The organism is Micromonospora antibiotica, from assembly GCF_017599305.1.
GTDB classification, from domain to species: Bacteria; Actinomycetota; Actinomycetes; order Mycobacteriales; family Micromonosporaceae; genus Micromonospora; species Micromonospora antibiotica.
The window spans coordinates 1-22,758 of record NZ_JAGFWR010000039.1; the positions used below are offsets into that span (position 1 = coordinate 1).

At 72.6% G+C, this 22,758-nt stretch carries 15 protein-coding genes; 7 read left to right on the forward strand and 8 right to left on the reverse strand.

Translation table 11 applies throughout. From position 1 onward, the window contains the following. Window positions 1-508: elongation factor 1-alpha C-terminal domain-related protein (locus JQN83_RS31695; RefSeq protein ID WP_443674029.1), on the forward strand; the 508-nt coding region annotated here is incomplete at its 5' end. Here the strand turns inward: JQN83_RS31695 and JQN83_RS31700 are convergent. From JQN83_RS31700 to JQN83_RS33985, 7 genes are all read right to left on the reverse strand, one after another. Beyond that, a complete protein-coding gene (locus JQN83_RS31700) occupies window positions 492-2,132 on the reverse strand; it encodes an FAD-dependent monooxygenase (RefSeq protein WP_208570828.1) in 1,641 nt (546 codons plus the stop codon). The two genes, JQN83_RS31695 and JQN83_RS31700, sit on opposite strands and share 17 nt — an antisense overlap. A 198-nt stretch (window positions 2,133-2,330) precedes the next feature. Then, window positions 2,331-2,951, reverse strand: coding sequence for an acyl-CoA-like ligand-binding transcription factor (locus tag JQN83_RS31705; RefSeq protein ID WP_208570829.1), 621 nt, complete (start codon window positions 2,949-2,951; stop codon window positions 2,331-2,333). Between the two features lie 74 nt (window positions 2,952-3,025). Further along, window positions 3,026-3,205 carry a hypothetical protein gene (locus tag JQN83_RS31710; RefSeq protein ID WP_208570830.1) on the reverse strand — a complete coding sequence of 60 codons (180 nt, stop codon included), beginning with the start codon at window positions 3,203-3,205 and terminating at the stop codon, window positions 3,026-3,028. Window positions 3,206-3,517: 312 nt separating this feature from the next. Further along, complete coding sequence (gene katG, locus JQN83_RS31715; RefSeq protein ID WP_208570831.1) at window positions 3,518-5,794, reverse strand: catalase/peroxidase HPI; 2,277 nt, start codon at window positions 5,792-5,794, stop codon at window positions 3,518-3,520. A 23-nt stretch (window positions 5,795-5,817) separates the two neighbouring features. Next, the gene (locus tag JQN83_RS31720) at window positions 5,818-6,246 is read right to left on the reverse strand and encodes a Fur family transcriptional regulator (RefSeq protein WP_208570832.1); all 429 of its coding nucleotides are present in this window, start codon (window positions 6,244-6,246) and stop codon (window positions 5,818-5,820) included. A gap of 315 nt (window positions 6,247-6,561) precedes the next feature. Beyond that, window positions 6,562-7,602 carry a LacI family DNA-binding transcriptional regulator gene (locus JQN83_RS31725; RefSeq protein ID WP_208570833.1) on the reverse strand — a complete coding sequence of 347 codons (1,041 nt, stop codon included), beginning with the start codon at window positions 7,600-7,602 and terminating at the stop codon, window positions 6,562-6,564. Window positions 7,603-7,612: 10 nt separating this feature from the next. Then, entirely contained in the window at window positions 7,613-9,220 is a 1,608-nt protein-coding gene (locus tag JQN83_RS33985; RefSeq protein WP_208570834.1) for a glycoside hydrolase family 43 protein, read from the reverse strand. Between the two features lie 765 nt (window positions 9,221-9,985). Here JQN83_RS33985 and JQN83_RS31735 point away from each other — a divergent pair. Further along, entirely contained in the window at window positions 9,986-12,832 is a 2,847-nt protein-coding gene (locus tag JQN83_RS31735; RefSeq protein WP_208570835.1) for a glycosyl hydrolase family 95 catalytic domain-containing protein, read from the forward strand. Between the two features lie 113 nt (window positions 12,833-12,945). Then, entirely contained in the window at window positions 12,946-14,613 is a 1,668-nt protein-coding gene (locus tag JQN83_RS31740) for a cellulose binding domain-containing protein (RefSeq protein ID WP_244253618.1), read from the forward strand. Between the two features lie 133 nt (window positions 14,614-14,746). Here the strand turns inward: JQN83_RS31740 and JQN83_RS31745 are convergent, their stop codons facing one another. Continuing rightward, on the reverse strand, window positions 14,747-15,625 hold the full coding sequence (locus JQN83_RS31745; protein ID WP_208570836.1) for an SGNH/GDSL hydrolase family protein: 879 nt from the start codon (window positions 15,623-15,625) through the stop codon (window positions 14,747-14,749). Window positions 15,626-16,019: 394 nt separating this feature from the next. Here JQN83_RS31745 and JQN83_RS31750 point away from each other — a divergent pair, with 394 nt between their 5' ends. The 4 genes from JQN83_RS31750 to JQN83_RS31765 all read left to right on the forward strand — a co-directional run bounded on the left by JQN83_RS31750 (window position 16,020) and on the right by JQN83_RS31765 (window position 22,742). Further along, window positions 16,020-17,603 carry a cellulose binding domain-containing protein gene (locus JQN83_RS31750; RefSeq protein ID WP_208570837.1) on the forward strand — a complete coding sequence of 528 codons (1,584 nt, stop codon included), beginning with the start codon at window positions 16,020-16,022 and terminating at the stop codon, window positions 17,601-17,603. Between the two features lie 346 nt (window positions 17,604-17,949). Next, window positions 17,950-19,260, forward strand: coding sequence for a CE1 family esterase (locus JQN83_RS31755; protein WP_208570838.1), 1,311 nt, complete (start codon window positions 17,950-17,952; stop codon window positions 19,258-19,260). Between the two features lie 247 nt (window positions 19,261-19,507). Further along, entirely contained in the window at window positions 19,508-19,879 is a 372-nt protein-coding gene (locus JQN83_RS31760; protein ID WP_208570839.1) for an ArsR/SmtB family transcription factor, read from the forward strand. 760 nt (window positions 19,880-20,639) lie between these two features. Continuing rightward, window positions 20,640-22,742, forward strand: a complete 2,103-nt coding sequence (locus JQN83_RS31765) for a HelD family protein (RefSeq protein WP_208570840.1) — start codon at window positions 20,640-20,642, stop codon at window positions 22,740-22,742. The last annotated feature ends 16 nt before the right edge of the window (window positions 22,743-22,758 follow it).

Here is a 22,758-nt window from a genome sequence, read left to right on the forward strand (position 1 = left end):
CAAGCCCGGCGACGAGGTGATGGTGCTGCCGTCCGGCTTCACCAGCCGGATCGCCTCGATCGACACCGCCGACGGCCCGGTCGACGAGGCGTTCCCGCCGATGTCGGTCACCGTCCGCCTCGACGACGAGATCGACGTGTCCCGGGGCGACATGATCTGCCGGCCGAACAACACGCCGACCGTCTCGCAGGACATCGAGGCGATGGTCTGCTGGATGGACGAGACCCGCCCGTTGGAGGTCGGCGGCCGGTACGTCGTCAAGCACACCACCCGGACGGCGCGCGCCATCGTCCGCGAGCTGCACTACCGGCTCGACATCAACACCCTGCACCGGGACGAGAGCAGCACGTCGCTCGCGCTCAACGAGATCGGGCGGATCAAGCTGCGCACCACCGTGCCGTTGCTGGCCGACGACTACCACCGCAACCGCACCACAGGCGGTTTCGTCATCATCGACGAGACCACCAACCGCACCGTCGCCGCCGGCATGGTCATCCAGCGGGACTGACCCGGCGCTCCGCATCGGCCGGCCCGGCACCCTCCCCCGCCGGGCCGGCCGAACCCTTCGTACGTCGACCCCGGTCGGCGTTCGGCGGGCCGAACCAGCGGGCGAGCGCGGCGGTCAACCCGTCGGCGTCCGGCCCGTCCGTCGGGGACTGCCAGGCCACGTGGCAGTCCGGGCGCAGCAGCAGCGCGGTCGGCATGGCACCGCCAGGGGCGTCGGCCGCCGCGCCGTCCGGCGTGAACCGTCCGGTGACCACGTCGACCCGATCCCGCCACGGGCCGGCCACCCCGGCGTGGACGCCGGTGGGGTCGAGCAGCAGCGGGCGGGCGGTCCGGGTCAGCTCGGCCAGCCGGACCGGACCGGCGCCGGTGTGCCACACCAGGTCGGGTGCGAAACGTCCGACCAGCGGCCCGTCGGCGTCACCCATCGGGTAGCGGATGTCCGCGCCGGCCAGCAGGGCGGCGACGTGGGCCGCGTTCTCCGGCCGATCTAGCAGTTCGCCGAGGAGCACCCGCAGCGCGGTGACCTCGCTGCCGGGGGCGATCAGCGCCGACTGGGCCTGGGTGGACATGGTGACCCGGTGCGCCACCGGGCGGCGTTCCGCGTCGTAGGAGTCCAGCAGCCCGGCCGGGGCCCGGCCGTGCACCTGGGCGGCCAGCTTCCAGCCCAGGTTCACCGCGTCCTGCAGGCCGAGGTTGAGCCCCGGCCCGCCAATCGCCGCGTGCACGTGGGCGGCGTCGCCGAGCAGCAGCACCCGCCCGGCGCGGTACCGCTCGGCGATCCGGGTGTTGCCGCCCACCAGCCGACGCAGCAGGTGCGGGCCGGGGCCGGCCGGCGGACCGACGGGCACGTCGGCCCCGAGCACCCGGGTGACGCTGGCCCGCAGCTCGGCGAGGGTCAGTGGCCCGTCGAACCGCGTCGACCCGGGCCACTCGATCGTGCTGAGGGTGACCGGACGCCCGGCGAAGGGCGCCCACACGATCAGCCCGTGCGGGGTGCGGGTGTGCCGGAACGGCGCGACGGTGCCGTAGCCGGGGACCACGAGGTCGCCGGTCGCCGCGTCAATCAGCTCCGGAGGCAGGCTGACCTGTGCGGTACGGGAGACGGTGCGGTCGGTGGACACACCGGGGAAGCCGATCCCGGCCAGCCGGCGTACGACGCTGTGCCCACCGTCCGCGCCGACCAGGTAGCGGCAGCGCAGGTTGGTGCCGTCGGCGAAGGCGACGTGTACGTCGTCCGCGCCCGGGGTCAGGCCGGTCACCTCGTGTCCCCGTCGGACCTGCACGCCCAGTTCGGCGACCCGCTCGGCGAGTACCCGTTCCAGGTGCTTCTGGGGGGTCTGGAGCAGGTACAGCGGGTTGTCCGGCACCGCCCGCAGGTCCAGCGGGAGCGCCCCGAAGACGAACCCGGGTGACGGCTGCGGCGGGCCCGGGTCGTCGACGAGGCGGTGGTGCAGGCTGCGCCGGTCGAGCAGCCGGACCACCTGACCGACCAGCCCGTTGGCACGCTGTTCGGTGGTGGGGGCGGACAGCCGTTCGCAGACGACGGGCCGGACGCCGGCCAGGGCCAGTTCGGCGGCGAGCAGGAGACCGTTGGGGCCGGCGCCGACGATGAGGACGTCGATCATGGCGGGATCCTTTCGAGGGCATGGTGGATCCGCCGCCGGGGCACGGCGGATCACGGGCAGGACCGGGCACCCCGACGGGGTGCGGGTGGACGCGCCGGGTCGCGCCTGCGCGGATCGGCGCGAACGGCCGGCGGGGCGACGGGCGGGCGACGGGTCGGGTCAGCGGGGTGGGCGGCGGCAGGCCGGCGGCGAGCCGGGTCAGCGGGTGGGGGGCGGCGGCAGGCCGGCGGCGAGCTGGGTCAGCGCGTCGGGGAGCAGGCGCTCCATCGGCACGGGCGGATCGGCGCGCAGGTAGTGCCGGATCGCGGCGTTCACGGCGGCGTTCACACTGGCCGCTACCAGGTGGGGATAGAGGTCGTGGTCGGCATCGGTGCCGGTGCGTTCGGCGATGGCGGCGGCCAGGTCGGCCTCGGCGGTCGCGCCCGCACGCAGCATCTCCGCCTGCAACACCGGCTCGGCCAGCATCACCGCGAGCCCTTCGACCCATTCGGCGTGTGGGCCCGGCGGCGACCGGGTGACCTCGGGTCCGGGGGCGAACCTGGTCAGCGTCGCCGCGATCAGCGCTGTCCACAGGGGTTCGTCGGGCGGCCGCCGGCGCAGCGCCTCGGCGACCTGCCGGCTGCGGTCGAGGTGCCGGAAGGCGATCGCCTCGGCCTTGCTGGAGAAGTAGTTGTTGAACGTACGCGGGGACACGCCCACGGCCTGGGCGATGTCCTCCACCAGCACGTTGTCGAAGCCCCGGGCGACGGTCAGCCGGATGGCCGCCCAGCTCAACGCCGCCCGCGTCTCGGCCTTCTTACGCTCCCGTAGCCCGCTCACCCATCCAGCATAGCCAAATTTGCGTGACACGCAATATTACGTGCCACGCAAATTTGTTTTTCCGCAGCGCCGGGTCAGGCGGGCAGCGCATGCCGGGCACGACCCCGACGGCGGAAGGCGAACCCGGTGAACAGGAGCAGGACCACCGCCGACGCGACGAGCCCGCCGGCGAGCACCAGCCCGGAATGGTCCCTGCTGGTCGCGGCGGCAGCCGTCGGCCCGGCGTTCGGGTTGGTCGTCCGGGTGTCGTTCACGGTGACGATGCCCCATCGAGCGACTGAGGGTGGCCCCGGGCAGACCCGCGCCGAGGCTGGCCGCGGGGGCACGGTGATGTCCAGACCGACCACCAGCGCCATCGCCCGCACACGCGGAACGGGTGCCGCGCCGGGCGGTGCGACACCACCCACGGGCAACAACGGGCCGACCAGGGCCGCCAGGAGATGCACGGACGACACTACCGGAGGCTTATGGAAGTTTTGTCCAATAGGAAGCGGGGTTCACCCCTCCTCCGCCCGGAAACAGGGCGGGCCCCGGCCATCGGCCGGGGCCCGCGCAGCAGGGTCGGATCAGGACAGGTCGAACCGGTCCAGCTCCATGACCTTCGTCCAGGCCGCCACGAAATCGGTCACGAACTTGGCGCCCGCGTCCTGGCTGGCGTAGACCTCGGCGAGGGCGCGCAGCTGGGAGTTGGAGCCGAAGACGAGGTCGACCGCGGTGGCGGTCCACTTAACCTCGTCGGTGGCCAGGTCCCGGATCTCGTAGACGTGCTCGTCGGACTCCGACGCCTTCCACCGGGTGCCCGGGGAGAGCAGGTTGGCGAAGAAGTCGTTGCTGAGCACGCCCGGCCGGTCGGTGAGCACGCCGTGCGCCGTACCACCCACGTTGTTACCGAGGGCCCGCAGGCCGCCGACGAGGACGGTCATCTCCGGTGCGGTCAGGTTGAGCATGTACGCCCGATCGACGAGCAGCACCTCCGGCTGGGTCTTCTCACCCGGACGCAGGTAGTTGCGGAACCCGTCGGCGCGCGGCTCCAGGACGGCGAACGACTCGACGTCGGTCTCCTCCTGGCTGGCGTCGGTGCGGCCGGCCCGGAACGGCACGGTCACCTCGACACCCGCCGCGCGGGCGGCCTGCTCGACGGCCGCCGAGCCGGCCAGCACGATCAGGTCGGCCAGCGAGATCTTCGCGCCACCGGCGTCGTTGAACTCGCGCTGGATCCCCTCCAGCGTGCCCAGCACCGTCGCAAGCTGCTCGGGCTGGTTGACCTCCCAGCTGCGCTGCGGTTCGAGGCGGATCCGCGCGCCGTTCGCGCCACCGCGCTTGTCGGTGTGCCGGAAGCTCGCGGCGGAGGCCCAGGCGGTGCTGACCAGCTGCGCGGTGCTCAGGCCGGAGTCGAGCACCTTCGCCTTGAGGGCGGCGACGTCGGCGTCGGACACCAGCTCGTGGTCGACGGCCGGCACCGGGTCCTGCCAGAGCTGCGGCTCGGCGACCCAGGGGCCGAGGAAGCGGCTGACCGGGCCCATGTCGCGGTGCAGCAGCTTGTACCATGCCTTGGCGAACGCCAGGGCGAACTCGTCGGGGTGCTCCAGGAAACGCCGCGAGACCTTCTCGTACGCCGGGTCGACGCGCAGCGACAGGTCGGTGGTGAGCATCGTCGGCTTGTGCTTCTTGGCCGGGTCGTGGGCGTCCGGGATGATCGCCTCGGCGTCCTTGGCGACCCACTGCTTGGCCCCACCGGGGCTGGTGGTCAGCTCCCACTCGTAGCCGAAGAGGATCTCGAAGAAGCGGTTGCTCCACTGCGTCGGCCGGTCGGTCCAGGTGACCTCCAGCCCGCTGGTGATGGTGTCGCCGCCCTTGCCGCTGCCGTGGGTGCTCAGCCAGCCCAGGCCCTGCGCCTCCAGCGGGGCGCCCTCGGGCTCGGGGCCGACGTGGTCGTCGGCGATGCCGGCGCCGTGGGTCTTGCCGAAGGTGTGGCCGCCGGCGATGAGGGCGACGGTCTCCTCGTCGTTCATCGCCATCCGGCGGAAGGTCTCCCGGATGAAGTGCGCCGCCGCGAGCGGGTCGGCGTTGCCCCGGGGGCCCTCCGGGTTGACGTAGATGAGGCCCATCTCGGTCGCCCCGACGCCGGCCGACATCTCACTCTCGGAGGAGTAGCGCTCGTCGCCGAGCCAGGTGTCCTCCGGACCCCAGAAGATCTCCTCGGGCTCCCAGACGTCCTGCCGGCCGAAGCCGAAGCCGAAGGTCGTGAAGCCCATCGACTCCAGGGCCACGTTGCCGGCGAGCACGAGCAGGTCGGCCCAGGAGATCTGCTGGCCGTACTTCTGCTTGACCGGCCAGAGCAGCCGGCGGGCCTTGTCCAGGTTGGCGTTGTCCGGCCAGCTGTTCAGCGGCGCGAACCGCTGCCCGCCGTCACCCGCGCCACCGCGCCCGTCCTCGATGCGGTAGGTGCCGGCGGCGTGCCAGCTCATCCGGATCATCAGGCCGCCGTAGTGGCCGAAGTCGGCCGGCCACCAGTCCTGCGAGGTGGTGAGCACCTCGGTGATGTCCCGCTTGAGCGCCTCGACGTCGAGCTTGGCGAACTCCTTGGCGTAGCTGAAGTCCTCCCCCAGCGGGTTGCCCTTGGCCGAGTGGGCGTGCAGGACCGAGAGGTCGAGCTGGTTGGGCCACCAGTCCCGGTTGGTACGCGGACGCCCACCGGTCTTCGGCGTCGGCGAGTCGATCGCCGGGTTCTCGCTCTCGCTGCCCTGCGCGGTCACCGAGTCGTGCGCGACCGGGCAACCGGCCGCCGCCTTCTGGTCCACGCCCTGCGCGCTGGCGGGAGCGTTGTCCTGGGTGTCGCTCATGTGCTTCCTTCCGAACTGGTGGATCACTGGGAGGTGCGGTCGGCCGCGCAGTCGGGGCAGGTGCCCCAGTAGACGACCTCCGCCTCGTCGACCACGAAACCGTGATCGTCGGAGGCGGTGAGACAGGGAACGTGACCGACGGCGCAGTCGACGTCGGCGATCACGCCGCAGGAGCGGCAGACGACGTGGTGGTGGTTGTCCCCCACCCGCGCCTCGTAGCGCGCGGTGGACCGCCCCGGCTGGATGCGGCGCACCAGGCCGGCGTCGGTGAGCGCCCGCAGCACGTCGTAGACCGCCTGGTGGGAGACCGTGGGCAGGTCGGCCCGGACCAGCGCGATCACCGTGTCGGTGTCGACGTGCGGGTGGTCGCGCAGCGCGGCGAGCACGGCCAGTCGGGGCCGGGTCACGCGCAGCGACGCCGCCCGCAACTGTGCCTCGAGGTCGGCCGTCATGGCACGACCCTAGCCCGCTGTTCTGGAACAAATCAAGTTTAGCTGTGGCGCGTCGACCCACGTCCCCCCACCGGGTGACACCGGCGGACGAATCGGGCGAACCGGCAACCCTCGGCGGCACGGGCACCGGCCGACCCCCAGCGGCACGGGCGCTGGGCGACCCCCGCAGCACAGGCGCCGGGCGACCCCCGGCAGCACAGGCGTTGGGGCGGGCCGGCAGCACAGGAGCTGGGCGGACCGGCGGGGCCACCGCCGCCGGGACCGACGGCACCTGTTGCCGACGGCACGGCGCACGGGTCCGCGACCCGCCCGGGGTCAGCGGGACCGTGGTACGGCAGTGCTGCCCCGCACCACGAGCGAGGTGCCGAGTTCATAGCGGTCCTGGGTGAGCGGGTGGCCGTCGGCCAGGGTCAACGCGAGCCGGGCGGCGGTGGCCCCGATCTCCCCGAACGGCTGCCGCACCGTGGTCAGCGGCGGCGCCAGCCAGGCCGCCTCGTCGACGTCGTCGAAGCCCACGACGCTGAGCTCGTCGGGAATCCGCAGTCCGACCTCCCGGGCCGCCGCATAGACGCCCAACGCCTGCAGGTCGTTGCCGCAGACGACGGCGGTGGGCGGCTCCGGCCGGCCGAGCAGCTCGGCGGCGAGGCGTCGGCCCTCCTCGAAGGTGAACACCCCGCCGCGTTCGAGGCGCTCGTCGAACGGGACACCCGCGTAGTCCAACGCGGCGCGGAAACCGTCCCGGCGGGCCCGCGCCGACAGGTCCCCGACCGGACCGTTGAGCACCCCGATCCGCCGGTGGCCGAGATCCAGGAGATGCCGGGTGGCGGACAGCGCCCCGCTCCAGTTGCTCGACCCGACGGCGGGGACGGGGAACAGGTCGCCGATCGGATCGACCGCCACCAACGGAATGCCGGCGGCGCTGAACCGCGCCCCGTCCTCGGCTGTGAGAAGCGAGAACACCGTGATCACGGCGGCCGGTTGGCGCAGCAGCAGCGACTCCACCCAGGGCTGCCCGGCGCGCAGGCGGTGGTGCACGTCGGTGAAGCCGACCGTGTGGTCGCGGGGGCCGGCGACCTCCTGGACCCCGCGCAGGATCGGCATGGCGATCGAGGAGAGCATCTGGTGGAAGACCACCTCGATGCAGGGTGTCACGCTACCGGCCGGCCGGCGGCGGTAGCCGTGGTCGCGTAGTAACGCCTCCACCCGCTGCCGGGTCTGCTCGCCCACCCCCCGGCGGCCGTTGAGCACCTTGGACACCGTCGGCGGGGACACCCCGGCGAGTTCGGCGATGGTGGCGATGGGCAGGTCGCCCCGCCGGGGCTTGCGCGAGCCACGGCGTCGACCTTCCTCGATCACGGGACGAAGTCTACGGTGCGGGCTCCATCGACGGCCCGGTAGCGCCCACGGGCCCGGCACCGGCGCGCTCCGCCACCGGCCGGTACGCGAACCAGTCGAACGCGGCACTGCCCTGCGTGACGTACATGCCGATGACCCGGCCGGTGAAGCCGGCGGCGACCTCGGTGGACAGGTAGCGCCCGTCCAGTTCGGCCAGCACGGTCGGGCCGGTCGGGCCGGCCACCTCGAAGGTGACCATGTCGCAGCCGGCGGCGCGTACCCCCCGGGGTGCGGTTCCGGCCGCCAGTTCGGCGGCGGACGTCACGGTGGGCGGGAAGAGGTCGTCGGTGCGGGTGGCGATCGTCAGCACCAGCGGGCCCGGCGGCACGGCGTGGGTGGCGAACACCTGCCGGAACGGCCCGACCCGGCCGACGACCCGGACCGTGCCGGCCCCTACCTCCAGGTCGTAGTGGTGCGCCTCGTCGATCCGGATGGTGAGCCCGGCGGTGCCGTCGCCCGGGTCCACCCGGACGCTGGCCCGGCAGTCGTGGTGCCGTTGCCGCAGCGCCACGATCGTCGCGCCGGCCAGGTCGAGCGTCGCGCCCTCGGCATGCAGGGTGAGCCAGCCCGGCCGGGCGGTCAGCGACCAGGAGTCGGCGGGTCGGCGGCGGGGCGAGATCCACTCCGGTGCCAGGGTGGTCGCGTCGAAGTCGTCGTGGTGGTCGCCCGGGTCGGGCGGGGCGGCACCGGCCGGGGCGCTGCCGGCGGGTGCGACGGTGAGCTCCTCGACCGGGTCGACGACCGGCCAGCCGTCGACCCAGCGCACCGGGGCGAGGAAGGTCTCGCGGCCGAGGACGTGGTAGGGCGGCCAGTGGCCCCTGGCCCGGATGCCCAGCAGGACCAGCCACCAGCTGCCGTCGACGGCCTGGACCAGGTCGGCGTGCCCGGTGGCCTGCACCGGGCGGTCGCTGCTGCGGTGGGTCAGGATCGGGTTGGTGGGCGCGGGGGTGAACGGGCCGCGCGGGGTGCGCGAGCGGGCGACGGAGACGGCGTGGCCGGTGTGCGTGCCACCCTCGGAGAGCAGCAGGTACCACCAGCCGTCGATCCGGTAGAGGTGCGGTGCCTCGGGGTACTGGCCGCCGGTGCCCGACCACAGCGCGATCGGGCCCTCCAGCACCTCCCCCGTCGCCGGGTCGATCCGGTAGGCGTCCACCCCGGAGGTGGTCAGCCAGCAGTTGCCGTCGTCGTCCCAGGCCAGCGAGGGGTCGACGTGCGGCAGGTCGAGATAGACCGGGTCGGACCAGGGGCCGTCGGGGTGCGGCGCGGTGACGATGAGGTGCCGCCCCAGGCTGACGTTGGTGGTGATCAGCCAGAACCGCCCGTCGTGGTGGCGCAGGGTCGGCGCGAAGATGCCCCGGGACGCCTCGGCGTCCGGGGGCAGTTCGCACTGGCCCGGCCGGTCCAGGATGTTGCCGATCTGCCGCCAGTTGACCAGGTCACGGCTGTGCAGCAGGGGTACGCCGGGGAAATACTCGAAGCTGGAGCAGACCAGGTAGTAGTCCTCGCCCACCCGACAGACACTCGGGTCGGGGTGGAAACCGGGGACGACCGGATTGCGGTAGGACGGTCCGGTGGACACCGGGCATCACCTCCCTGAGGGAATTCCACCACAGTGGACGGTGCCTGTGGGCCCGCGAAGCTGCCACGGTCCGGAAATGTTTGCGATAACATTTCGCGACCCGAATGCTACGGAAGGCCCGCCCGGGGTTCAAGGTCCCCGGCTGCCGGCACACCCCCACCCCCGGCGGCGCACCCACCGGCACGCCGCCAGGACAGCGCCCTGAGCTGGCAGGAAACCCCGAACTCCGGGCCCGAGTCGGCAGCTCCCCCGACGGCACCGGGCGTCCACCCCACCCGGCGGGACGGGACACGGCAGGCCGGCCGGACCGCCGGCACCCGGCAGGAACATTCGCGCAACATGGCCGTCATATCTTGACGGGACCCCGCGAATCCACGAGAGTCCATATAAGGCGAGATGGTGCGCCGCCGGGAGCTCGACGCGCCGTCACGGCATTCGCGGATGTCGACGTCGGGGTGCGAGGGGCCGCACCTGTTAACGCTCACAGCGGCGTATCCCGTTGCCGGCTGATCGAAACACCGACTCGGGCCGGTTGGCGATCGGCCGTGTCCCCGTCCCGGGACCACGACGACGACCAACCCACCCTGCCCTGCGGTCGGACCACCACTGCGCAGCACCGACAGGAGTCATGCCATGGCACGACCTCCGGCCAGCACCGATGCGCCGGCCACGGCGGACCGGGCGTGACGGTTGAGCACCCGGCCCGGCGGCGACGCCCGTCCCCCCACCCGCACCCGTCCCTGATCCGCACCGCTGGGAGTGATCATGTCTGAAGTGACCCGAAGGAACGTCCTCAAGGCGGGAGCGGCAGGGGCCGGTGCCGCGCTGGTCCCGGTCGCCTGGACCGCCACCGCCCGCGCCGACTCGGTCGCACCGCCCCAGGTGTTGGCCGCCAACGACCTGGCCCTGTGGTACGACGAGGGAGCCGGCACCGACTGGCTCCGCGCGCTGCCGATCGGCAACGGACGGCTCGGCGCGATGGTGTTCGGCAACGTCGACACCGAGCGGCTCCAGCTCAACGAGGACACCGTCTGGGCCGGTGGCCCGTACGACTCGGCCAACACCCGGGGGGCGGCCAACCTGGCCGAGATCCGGCGGCGGGTCTTCGCCGACCAGTGGACCTCGGCGCAGGACCTGATCAACCAGACCATGATGGGCAACCCGGGCGGCCAGCTCGCCTACCAGACCGTGGGCAACCTGCGGCTGGCCTTCGGCTCGGCCAGCGGGGTCAGCCAGTACGCCCGGACCCTCGACCTGACCACCGCCACGGTCACCACGACCTACCTGCTGAACGGGGTGCGGCACCAGCGGGAGGTGTTCGCCAGCGCAGCCGACCAGGTGATCGTGGTGCGGTTGACCGCCGACCGGGCCAACGCGATCACGTTCTCCGCCACCTTCGACAGCCCGCAGCGCACCACCGTGTCGAGCCCGGATTCCGCCACCATCGGGCTGGACGGCATCTCCGGCAGCCAGGAGGGGGTCACCGGCTCGGTGCGGTTCCTGGCCCTGGCCAACGCCGCCGCGACCGGTGGCACGGTCAGCAGCTCCGGGGGCACCCTGCGGGTGTCCGGGGCCACCAGCGTGACCATCCTGATCTCGATCGGCTCCAGCTACGTCAACTACCGCACCGTCAACGGCGACTACCAGGGCATCGCCCGCACCCGGCTCAACGCCGCCAAGGGCGTCGCCATCGAGCAGCTGCGCAGCCGGCACCTCGCCGACTACCAGGCGCTGTTCAACCGGGTGAGCATCAACCTGGGTCGGACGGCCGCGGCCGACCAGACGACCGACGTACGGATCGCCCAGCACGCGAGCAGCAATGACCCGCAGTTCGCCGCGCTGCTGTTCCAGTTCGGGCGGTACCTGCTCATCTCGTCGTCGCGGCCGGGCACCCAGCCGGCGAACCTGCAGGGCATCTGGAACGACTCGCTCACGCCGTCCTGGGACTCGAAGTACACGATCAACGCGAACCTGCCGATGAACTACTGGCCGGCCGACACCACCAACCTCGCCGAGTGTTTCCTGCCGGTCTTCGACATGGTCAAGGACCTGACGGTGACCGGTGCCCGGGTCGCCCAGGCGCAGTACGGCGCGGGTGGCTGGGTCACCCACCACAACACCGACGCCTGGCGGGGCGCGTCGGTGGTGGACGGGGCGCTGTGGGGCATGTGGCAGACCGGTGGCGCGTGGCTGGGCACCCTGATCTGGGACCACTACCTGTTCACCGGTGACCTGGGCTTCCTCCAGGCCAACTACCCGGCGCTCAAGGGCGCCGCGCAGTTCTTCCTCGACACCCTGGTCGCCCACCCGACGCTGGGTTACCTGGTGACGAACCCGTCGAATTCGCCGGAGCTGCCGCACCACTCGAACGCCAGCGTCTGCGCCGGGCCGACGATGGACAACCAGATCCTGCGGGACCTCTTCGACGCCGCCGCCCGCGCCAGCGAGACCCTCGGCGTGGACACCACCTTCCGGTCGCAGGTCCGCACCGCCAAGGACCGGCTGCCCCCGAACCGGGTGGGTTCGCGGGGCAACGTGCAGGAGTGGCTGGCCGACTGGGTGGAGACCGAGCGGAACCACCGGCACGTCTCGCACCTGTACGGCCTGCACCCCAGCAACCAGATCACCAAGCGGGGCACCCCGTCCCTGTACGAGGCCGCCCGCAAGACCCTGGAGCTGCGGGGCGACGACGGGACCGGCTGGTCCCTCGCCTGGAAGATCAATTTCTGGGCCCGGCTGGAGGACGGCGCCCGCGCCCACAAGCTGCTGAAGGACCTGGTGCGCACCGACCGGCTCGCCCCGAACATGTTCGACCTGCACCCGCCGTTCCAGATCGACGGCAACTTCGGCGCCACCTCCGGCATCGCCGAGATGCTGCTGCACAGCCACACCGGTGAGCTGAACGTGCTGCCCGCGCTGCCCAGCGCCTGGCCCACCGGCCAGGTCGCCGGCCTGCGGGGGCGCGGCGGCTACACCGTCGGGGTGGCGTGGAGCAGCGGACAGCCCGACGAGATCGGTATCCGCGCCGACCGCGACGGCACGCTGCGGGTGCGGTCGCGGCTGTTCACCGGCAGCTTCACCCTCGTCGACGTCGCCGACGGCAGCGCACCGGCCACCACCCGCCCGGAGACCGACGTCGTCCAGTTCACCGTCCGCGCCGGGCACACCTACCGGGCGGCCCGGCCGGGCGTGACGCCGACCCCGACGCTGACTCCGACCCCCACGCCGACCACCCCCGTCCCGACCACCCCGCCGCCGACGACCCCGCCGCCGACGACGCCGGTCCCGACCACCAGCTCGCCCGCACCCTCGGGAGCACGGGCGACGTACGCGGTGACGGGCTCGTGGTCGGGTGGCTTCCAGGCCGAGGTCACCGTGACCGCCGGCGCGACCGCGATCCGTGGCTGGACGGTGTCCTGGACGTTCCCCAACGGACAGACCGTCAGCCAGATCTGGGGCGGGTCGCACACCCAGAGCGGCGCGAACGTGACCGTGAAGAACGTCGACTACAACGGGGCGCTGGCCGCCGGTGCCTCCACCACGTTCGGCTTCATCGGCGCGGTGAACGGCACCAACAACGCGCCGACGAACCTCACCTGCACCACGAGCTGACCGGCACCGGACGTGTCGTCGCCACCTCGGTCTGCCCCGGGCCGGCCGAGGTGGCGACGACACGTCCCGCCCCTGCCGGCACACGATCCCCCGAGTGGAACGGACGGAAGAACATGACGAGACCATCTACCCGCAGGCGTCGCCTGTTGACCGCCCTGGCGGCCGGGCTGCTGCTGGTGGCGGGCCCGGCGGTGGTGCTGCGGACCTCCCCGGCGCTGGCCCTGGACAACGGGGTGGCCCGCACCCCACCGATGGGGTGGAACAGCTGGAACACCTTCGGCTGCAACATCAGCGAGGCGCTGATCCGGCAGATGACCGACGCGATGGTCAGCTCCGGCATGAAGGACGCCGGCTACCAGTACGTCGTCGTCGACGACTGCTGGATGAACCCGAACCGGGACTCGGCGGGCAACCTCCAGGGTGACCCGACCCGGTTCCCCTCCGGGATGAAGGCGCTCGGCGACTACATCCACGCCCGGGGGCTGAAGTTCGGCATCTACCAGGCGCCACTGGACAAGACCTGCGCCCAGTACTTCAACTCCTACCCCGGCGCCACCGGCTCCCAGGGCCGCGAGGCGCAGGACGCCCGGCAGTTCGCCAACTGGGGCGTCGACTACCTCAAGTACGACTGGTGCTCGCCCAGCGGCAGCATCGACGACCAGGTGCGGGCCTTCGCCAAGATGCGCGACGGGCTGGCCGCGGCCGGTCGACCCATCGTGCTGAGTATCAACTCGAACAGCATCCACGCCAAGACCGGCCCGCAGCGCAACTGGGGCGACGTGTCGAACATGTGGCGCACCACCGAGGACATCACCAACACCTGGAACAGCGGCCAGACCAACGGCTACCCGATGGGCATCCAGAACATCGTCGACGTCACCGTGCCGCTCGCCGCGCGGGCCAAGCCCGGCGCGTTCAACGACATGGACATGATGGAGGTCGGCCGTGGTGGCATGACCGACACCGAGATGCGCAGCCACTTCGCGCTCTGGGCCATCCTGGCCTCACCGATGATCGCCGGGAACGACCTGCGCAACATGAACACGGCGACCCAGACGATCCTGAAGAACGCCAACCTCATCGGTATCAGCCAGGACCCGCTCGCGCTCCAGGCCAGCCAGGTCTCCTTCGACGGCACCCGTCGGGTGCTGGCCAAGCGGCTCGCCAACGGCGACGTCGCCGTCGCCCTGTTCAACCAGGGGACGGCCGCCACCACGATCAGCACCACCGCTGCCGCGATCGGGCTGTCGGGCGGCTCGTTCACCCTGCGTGACGCGTGGACCAACACGACCAGCACCACCTCGGGGGCCATCTCGGCCAGCATGCCGGGTCACGGGACGGTCGTCTACCGGGTCAGCGGCGCGACCAGCACCCCCACCCCGACCGTCACTCCCACCACTCCGGCCCCGACCACACCGGTTCCGACCACCCCGGCCCCGACCACCCCGCCGCCGTCGACCGCGTCCTGCCAGGTCACGTACGCGATCAGCAGCCAGTGGCCGGACGGGTTCCAGGCCGAGGTGATCATCCGCAACACCGGCACGACGGCGGTCGACGGCTGGAGCCTGCGCTGGTCGTTCGCCAACGGCCAGCAGCTCAACCAGGCGTGGGGTGCCACCTACACGCAGAGCGGGGCCCAGGTCACCGCCACGAACGTGGGCTGGAACGGCACCATCAGCCCCGGTGGCAGCGCCAACTTCGGCTTCATCTCCAGTTGGTCCGGCGGCAACGCCAAGCCGACCGGGTTCACCCTCAACGGCCAGGAATGCGCCGTGGCCTGACGGGCGTCCCCCGCAACGGCAGGACCCCCCGGTCATGACGTCGGCCCCTACTCCGGGATCCGACTGCTCAGGACCGGGGGGTCCCCGCCGGGCGGGCGCAGCGCGGCACCGGCGTGAGCAGGGTGCGGTCGGTTCAGTCGTCCAAGGTGGCCAGCAGTGCGGTGGCCATACCCTGCTCGCCCCGGGCGTTCGGGTGGAAGGGTGCGGCGGCGTTCTCCGGCAGCAGCCCCTCCACCCACCGGGTGCCGCTGCTCTTGCAGGTGTCGCGTCCGATCGACGGGGTGTAGACGTCGGCGTAGACGGCGTCGTTCGCGGCGGCGGCACCGGCCAGCATCGCGTTGAGCGACTTGGCCACCCCCCGCAGGTACGGCACGTCCTGGTAGGCGATCGGGACAAGTGGCCAGCAGCCGTACCCGGAGTCCGGCACGATCGCCGGGTAACCGAGCACCACGATCCGCGCGCCGGGCGCCGCCTGGCGGACCGCCTGGAGCACGGCGGTCACCTTCGGCGCGGTGGCGGTGATCCGGGCCTGCAACTGGTCGGTGCCACCGGCGGTGTAGAGGTTCTTGCACGGCGAGCCGAGCGGGCTGCTGAAGCTCGCCTGCGCGCAGTCGCCGATGATGCTGGAGAAGCCGATGTCGTTGCCGCCGATCTGCACCGTCACCAGGGCGGTGTCCGGGGTGACCGCGGTGAGCTGCGGGGGCAGCGTGCCGCTGCCGTAGCGGATGTCGTCCGTGGTGGCCCCGGAGCAGCTCACGTCCGTGAACGACGAGGAGCCGGCGGACGCGGCGACCAGGGACGGGTAGTTGCGGTTGGAGCGCAGGCAGTTCCGGTCGACCTGGGTGGGGATCAGCGGACCGGACGTGTACGAGTCGCCGAGCGCGACGTAGCGGCCGGTGGGGACGGCGGCGGTGGCGGGCGCGGCGGCGACGGACAGCACACCGGCGGTGGCCGCGGCGAGCGCGACCGTCCGGGTGGCGGCCCGCAGCAGCGGCAGACGGGGACGGGGCATGACGCCTCCAGGGCGGATCACGGGGGTGGTGCCGCGATCCTGCCGCCGCCGACGCCCGACGTCAATATAGATGGATCTCGCTAAATTTCCGGTCCGGGTAAGGGCCGGACGCCACCGGCCGATGCCCGGGGGCGACAGCCGCCTGGATTGACGGACGTGAAAGCCGGGCGGGATAATCCCTGCGGAGCCGGGCTGGCTGCGGACGAGCGACACCGCACGACACCAACAGACGCGAGCCGACCGACGGCGGATCAGGGCCGTCGGCGGCACGCCGTCGACCGGCGCATCCCCTCGACACCTCCACGGCCACCGGGCCCGTACGGGCGATCCGGTGCAGCCGCCCCACCACCGCGGCCGACAGCTGTCGCCGCCCACCCTCGCGGGAGGACCACCGATGCGACTCACCCGTTCCCGGTTCCGGTTGGCGGTGTCGCTGTTCGCCACCGCCACCGTCGCCGCCACCGCCGCGCTCGTCGGCACCGTACCCGCCCAGGCAGCTGCCGGCTGTCGGGTCACCTACACGGTCACGAACCAGTGGCCGGGCGGGTTCGGCGCGAGCGTCGACCTCACCAACCTCGGCGATCCGCTCACCGGTTGGCGGCTGACCTGGTCGTTTTCCGCAGGGCAGGTGATCGACCAGCTGTGGAACGGCACGGTGACCCAGTCCGCCGGTCGGGTCACGGTCACCAATGCCGGCTGGAACGGCACCCTCGGCTCCGGGGCGAGCACCCAGTTCGGCTTCGGTGCCTCATGGAACAACGCGGCGAACCCGGTGCCTGTCGACTTCGCCCTCAACGGGGTGCCGTGCACCGGGCGTACCACCAGCCCGACCGAGCCGCCCACCACCGCACCGCCGACGACCACGCCGCCCACCACGACGCCGCCCACCACCGCACCGCCGACCACCGCACCGCCCACGACGGTGCCGCCCACCACCGCGCCGCCGGCCTCCGGGGCGCTGGACCAGACCTCGACGGTCGGGCGGGTCAAGGCGGTCGGCAGCAGCGCGCAGTACACCTGGCCCGGCGTCTACTTCGAGGGCCGGTTCCGCGGCACCGGGGTCGGGATCGTCCTCAACGACGCGCAGAACGACTACGCCGTGCAGATCGACGGGGCGACCGTCGCCACCCTGGTCACCCCGGGTCGGACCACCTACTGGGTGCGCAACCTCGCCAACGCCGAGCACACCGTACGACTGGCCAAGCGCACCGAGAGCCCGTGGGCCGCCGGCGAGTTCGGTGGCCTGGTGGCCGCCTCCGGCGGTGCGATCCTGGCCAGGCCCGCCCCGCGCAGCCGGCAGATCGAGTTCATCGGTGACTCCTGGACCGCCGGGTACGGCAACATGTCGACCACCCGGGACTGCAACAGCAACGGCGGGGTCACCCGCAACTCCAACGCCGACGTCACCTTCGGCGCGCTGACCGCGCAGAGCCTGAACGCCGACTACCAGCTCATCGCCTGGTCCGGCCTCGGCATGGTGCGCAACTACAACGGTGGCGGCACGGACAACTTCCGCACCTACTACGAGACCGACCTCCAGGCCCTGTGGAACAGCACGACGTGGCAGAACCCGGGCACCTGGAAGCCGCAGCTGGTCGTGGTCGGGCTGGGCATCAACGACTTCTCCACCGCCCTCAACCCCGGTGAGCGCTGGTCCACCGTCGACCAGCTCGCTGCCGACTACCGGACCGCCTACCTGGCGTTCATCGACAAGCTGCGCAGCCGGTACGGCCCCGACACCTTCATCGTGCTCACCTACCCCGACCTGTCCCCCACCACCGCGCTCGCCAGCTCCGTCCAGCAGATCGTGCAGACCCGCACCAGCCGGGGCGACACCCGGATCCGCTCGCTCTACTACGACGACAACGCGCTGGGGCTGGACAAGCTCGGTTGCGACTGGCACCCCTCCCGCCGCGACGACCAGCTCCTCGCCGGCGCGCTCACCCGGTTCGTCAACACCCTGCCGCTGACCTGGTGAACCACTCTCCCGGCTGACGCCGGCACGGGCCCCACGACGACGGGGCCGGCGACGCGGACCGGTCCGCGTCGCCGGCCCCGTCGCTCGCGCACCCGGCGCCCGCCTGGCCGGGCTCCGGACCGGCACGCCTCGGACCCCCTCCGTGGCGCACCGCCGACCGCCCGCTCGTTGACATCATACGTCATACGGATTACGTTCGTAATCATCGATGAATGTGAACGCCTGTCCCGATCCGGTGACCCACCACCGGCGTGACCGGGTCACCCCACGACCGCCGCCGTCCGCGCCGGGCGGGCGGGCAAGTCACCCCCTCCACCACCACGCTGACATCGAAGGAGTTCCCCTGATGTCGAGACACCGACTCGCGGCCGGCATCGTCGCGGCAGCGGCGACGCTCGCCCTCACGCTGGGCGGTGCCGCGATCACCGCCGGAGCCAGCCCGCCCGCGTACGCGGGCGACGTCACCCCGCTCGCGGCGACCGCCGGCTGCGGCAAGGCACCCACGCTGACCAGCGGCAACCGCACCATCTCCAGCGGCGGCCAGAACCGCTCGTACATCCTGCGGATCCCCGACAACTACGACCGCAACCACCCCTACAAGCTGATCTTCGGCTTCCACTGGAACGGTGGCACCGCCAACGACGTCGACTCGGGCGGCACCAGCGGCTATCCCTGGTCGTACTACGGCATCCGGGCGCTGTCGAACAACAGCGCGATCTTCGTCGCACCGCAGGGCATCGGCAACGGCTGGGCCAACAGCGGCGACCGGGACCTGACCTTCGTCGACGACATGATGCGCCAGATCGAGTCCGCCCTGTGCGTCGAGACCACCCAGCGGTTCGCCATGGGCTTCAGCTACGGCGGCGGCATGAGCTACGCCATCGCCTGCGCCCGCGCCACCGTCTTCCGCGCCGTCGCCGTCTACTCCGGCGGCCAGCTCAGCGGCTGCAACGGCGGCACCCAGCCGATCGCGTACATCGGCATCCACGGGCTGCGGGACAACGTGCTCCCCATCGCGACCGGGCGGTCGCTGCGCGACCGGTTCGTCCGCAACAACGGCTGCACCCCGCAGAACCCGCCGGAGCCGGCGCAGGGCAGCCTGACGCACACCATCACCTACTACTCGGGCTGCCGGGCCGGATACCCGGTCGCCTGGGCGCCGTTCGACGGCGGGCACGCCCCCAACGCCGTGGACGGCACCGCCGACCCCTACGCGCCCGGCGAGAAGTCCTGGACCCGACCGGTGGTGTGGAGCTTCTTCACCCAGTTCGACGGCACGACGCCGCCCACCACGCCGCCGCCGACCACTCCCCCGGCCACCCCCACCACTCCCCCCGCGACCCCGACCACGCCACCGCCCGGCGGTAGCGGCTGCTCCGCCACCGTCACGGTGAACCAGTGGACCGGTGGCTTCACCGCCTCCGTACGGGTCACCGCCGGCTCCTCCGGCACCACCGGCTGGACCGTCAGCACGACCCTGCCCGGTGGCGCGAGCGTCACCAACACCTGGAACGCCACCGCCAGCGGCAGCACCGGCACGGTGCGCTTCACCAACGTCAGCTACAACGGCCAGCTCGCTGCCGGCCAGGTGGCGGAATTCGGCTTCCAGGGCAACGGCAGCGGGTCCGGGCTGACACCCACCTGCACCGCCCGCTGACCCGCACCGCCCGCCGGCCGCACCGCCCGCTGAACGGACCGGCCGCCGGCCGGCTGCGCCACCGGGAAGCGGCAGGCAGGCGACCCGGGGGCGGGGGCACGGGAGTGACGTCCTGTGCCCCCGCCCCCGGGTGTCGTCCACTCCCACCACGGCGGGTCGGCCGACTCGCCGGCAGGAGTCACCCGATCCGCGAATTCGTGCCGGCCGATTGTCGATCCAGCGGTCGGACGGGGCACTTGCTGCCATGATGGCGGACGTGGGAGCTGCGAAAATCAATACACCTGTGGTCTCGCCGCTGGCCGGCGAGCCGATCAAACGTGCCGACGCGGAACGGCTCGCGGGAGTGCTGAAGGCATTCGCCGACCCGGCCCGCCTGCGACTGCTCAGCCTCATCCAGTCCGCCCCGGAGGGCGAGGCGTCCGTCACCGACCTCACCGCGCCGCTCGGCCTGTCCCAGCCGACGGTCAGTCACCACCTGCGCATCCTCACCGAGGCCGGGTTGATCGAACGCGAGAAGCGCGGGGTCTGGGCGTACTACCGCACGGTGCCCGCCGCGATCAGCGCGATCGCCGACCTGTTGACCCCGCCCCGCAAACGGGCGACCAGGAAGACCCGCTGACGGCGGGCACCGCAGCGAGCACGATCCCGGTCCGCAGCTCGACGGACCACCCGACCCCGGCCGGCCCCGACCGATCCCCGTTCGATGACGGATCCCCGGTCACACCCGGTCCGCCGCGGCCGGCACCGCAGCCGCGCCCGGGTCCCACCCGTCCGACGACAGGGTCGCGCCGGGATGCGAGCAGGTCGGACACCGGTGATCAAGCCACCGGCGGACGCCACAGGTCGCCCGGCCCCCGGGGACGGTCCCCCGGACCAGGTGCTCCGGCTCGGTGAGGTGGGCGTAGAGCAGATCCAGCACGGCCCGGTTCGCCGCCGGGGAGACACCGACGACGTGTGACGTGAAGCCCGGGTTGACGAAGATGCCGCCTTGTGCGCCACCAGGGCCGCGCGCACGGCGGTGAGTTCCGCGTCGGTGCCCCGGTCGAGGTCGAGCCCGGCCACCCGGGCGGCGCAGTGCGGCCCGGGCGGCGTGAGAGCCAACCAGGTCTCAGCCAAGCAGTGGCCCACGCCGTGGAACGAGTGATCGTCCGGCCGGGGCCGCCGGGGCGGCGTCCGGCCGGTGAGATGGGGGGTGGCGTCGGGTCGCGTCGCAGCGCTCGACCCCCGGAAACGGAGCACCCGTCTCCCCTGCCGCCACATTCATCATATGCGTCGGTCAAGCCGCCCAGATCGTCCCGGATAACGATTTTTGCCCCCGGGGACCACGCCTACGCTCGACCGGTCCACGCCGGACCGGCCGGCGGGAGAACGGGGAGCACGTGTCCGAGACAGCCCGGCAGATCGCCATCGAACAACAGGTGGTCGACGCGGTGTACGCCCGCCTGGAGGTCATGCGAGCGCAGGCCAGACAGCTGAACGAGGAGGGGCACCGGCGGGCCGGCGGCGGACCGGTCGCCGGCCTGGTCGAGCGGGACGCCATGGTGCTGGGTGCCGCCACCCGGCTGTCCGATCTCGACGACCAGGAAGAGGGCATCGTCTTCGGCCGGCTCGACTTCGACGACGACGAGACGTACCGGATCGGTCGGTTGGGTGTCCGCGACGCCGACCGGGAGCCGCTGGTGGTGGACTGGCGGGCCCCCGCCGCCGCACCGTTCTACCGGGCCACCCCCGGCGAACCGCTCGGGGTGACCCGTCGCCGTGTGATCACCTGCGCCGGGCGTACCGTCGTCGGCCTCGACGACGAGGTGCTGTCGACCACGCCCGTCGACGGGGTGGTCGGCGAGGGTGCCCTGCTCGCGTCGCTGACCCGGGAGCGCGGCGCACACATGCGCGACGTCGTCTCGACCATCCAGCGCGAGCAGGACGAGGCGATCCGGGCACCGACCCACGGGGTCACCCTGATCACCGGCGGTCCGGGGACCGGCAAGACGCAGGTGGCCCTGCACCGGGCCGCCTACCTGCTCTACCGCGACCGGGGCCGGTTCGCCGACGGCCGGGTGCTGGTGGTCGGCCCGTCCACCGTGTTCACCGAGTACATCGGCCGGGTGCTGCCCGGTCTCGGCGAGGACAGCGTCCACCTGCGCGCGATCGGTGAGCTGTTCGACGGTGTCGTGGCGACCCGACGGGACAGCGCCGAGGTGGCCCGCACCAAGGGTGACCTGCGGATGGTGCGGGTGCTGACCGACCTGGCCTGGGACACCCCACCGAACGTGCCGGACCGGCTGTGGGGCCTCGACGCCGACGACCTGGCGCGGGCCCGCCGGGAAATCCGCCGCCGGTGCGAGGCCGCCGGGATCACCCCCAACGCCGCCCGGCCGCAGGCCGCGACGGCGCTGGCGGAACTGCTGGACGGCCGGGAGGTCCCCGACGCCTTCCTGACCGCCTGGTGGCCGGCACTGACCCCGCAGGACGTCCTCCCCGCCCAGCGGGGCGGATGGTCGGTGGACGACGTCCCGCTGCTCGACGAGCTGGCCGAGATCCTGGGCCGGCCGCCACGGGTCGCCGAGGTCCGGCCCGAGTGGCAGCGCCGGGAACTGGGCAGCGGCACCCGGCTGGCCGAGACCTTCGTGCTCAGCCCGAGCCTCGCCGACGGGTGGCAGCTCTTCGCCCCCGGCCTGGCCACCCCCATGGCGCAGTCCGGGCAGTCGCTGGACAGCGGCCACTGGGGTGCCCAGCGCTGGGCGGCGGCGATCATCCTGCGGGAGGGTCACCAGGTGGTGGGCTGGGTCGACGGCTTCGACCCGTACGGCGAGGAGGGTTACGTTCCGGTGCTGGCCGAGCCGCTGCCGGTGGCCGAGGCCGAGGAGCCCGTCGAGGACGCCTACCAGCACGTCATCCTCGACGAGGCGCAGGACCTGTCGCCGATGGAGTGCCGGATGATCGCCCGCCGGGCCGAGTACGCCTCGATGACCATCGTGGGCGACCTCGGTCAGGCGACCCATCCGCTGGCCTGCGGCTCGTGGCCGGAGCTGGTGCAACGGCTCGGCAAGCGGACCGCCCGGACGCTGGACCTGCCCACCGGCTACCGGGTGCCCGAGGTCATCGCCGACTTCGCGGCCCGGGCCCTGCCGCCCGGCATCGCGCCGACCCGGTCGTTCCGGCCCGGCGGCAGCCTGGAGATCCGCCGGGTCGACGACCTGGCCGCGGCCGTGGCCGGGGAGACCGGGACCGTCATCGCCCCCGACCACCTGGCCGACGCCCTGCACGCGGTCCCGGTCGGCCAGGTCAAGGGCCTGGAGTACGACCGGGTGGTGCTGGTCGAACCCGCCGACATCGTCGCCGCCGAACCCCGGGGCATGAACCGGCTCTACGTCGCCCTGACCCGGGCCGTCGGAGAACTGGTGATCCTGCACAGCAAGCCGCTGCCGGAGCAGCTGAGCCGTCCGGCGGCGCCCACCCCGCCACACCCGGGCACGACCTGACCGGCTCGGCCCCGCC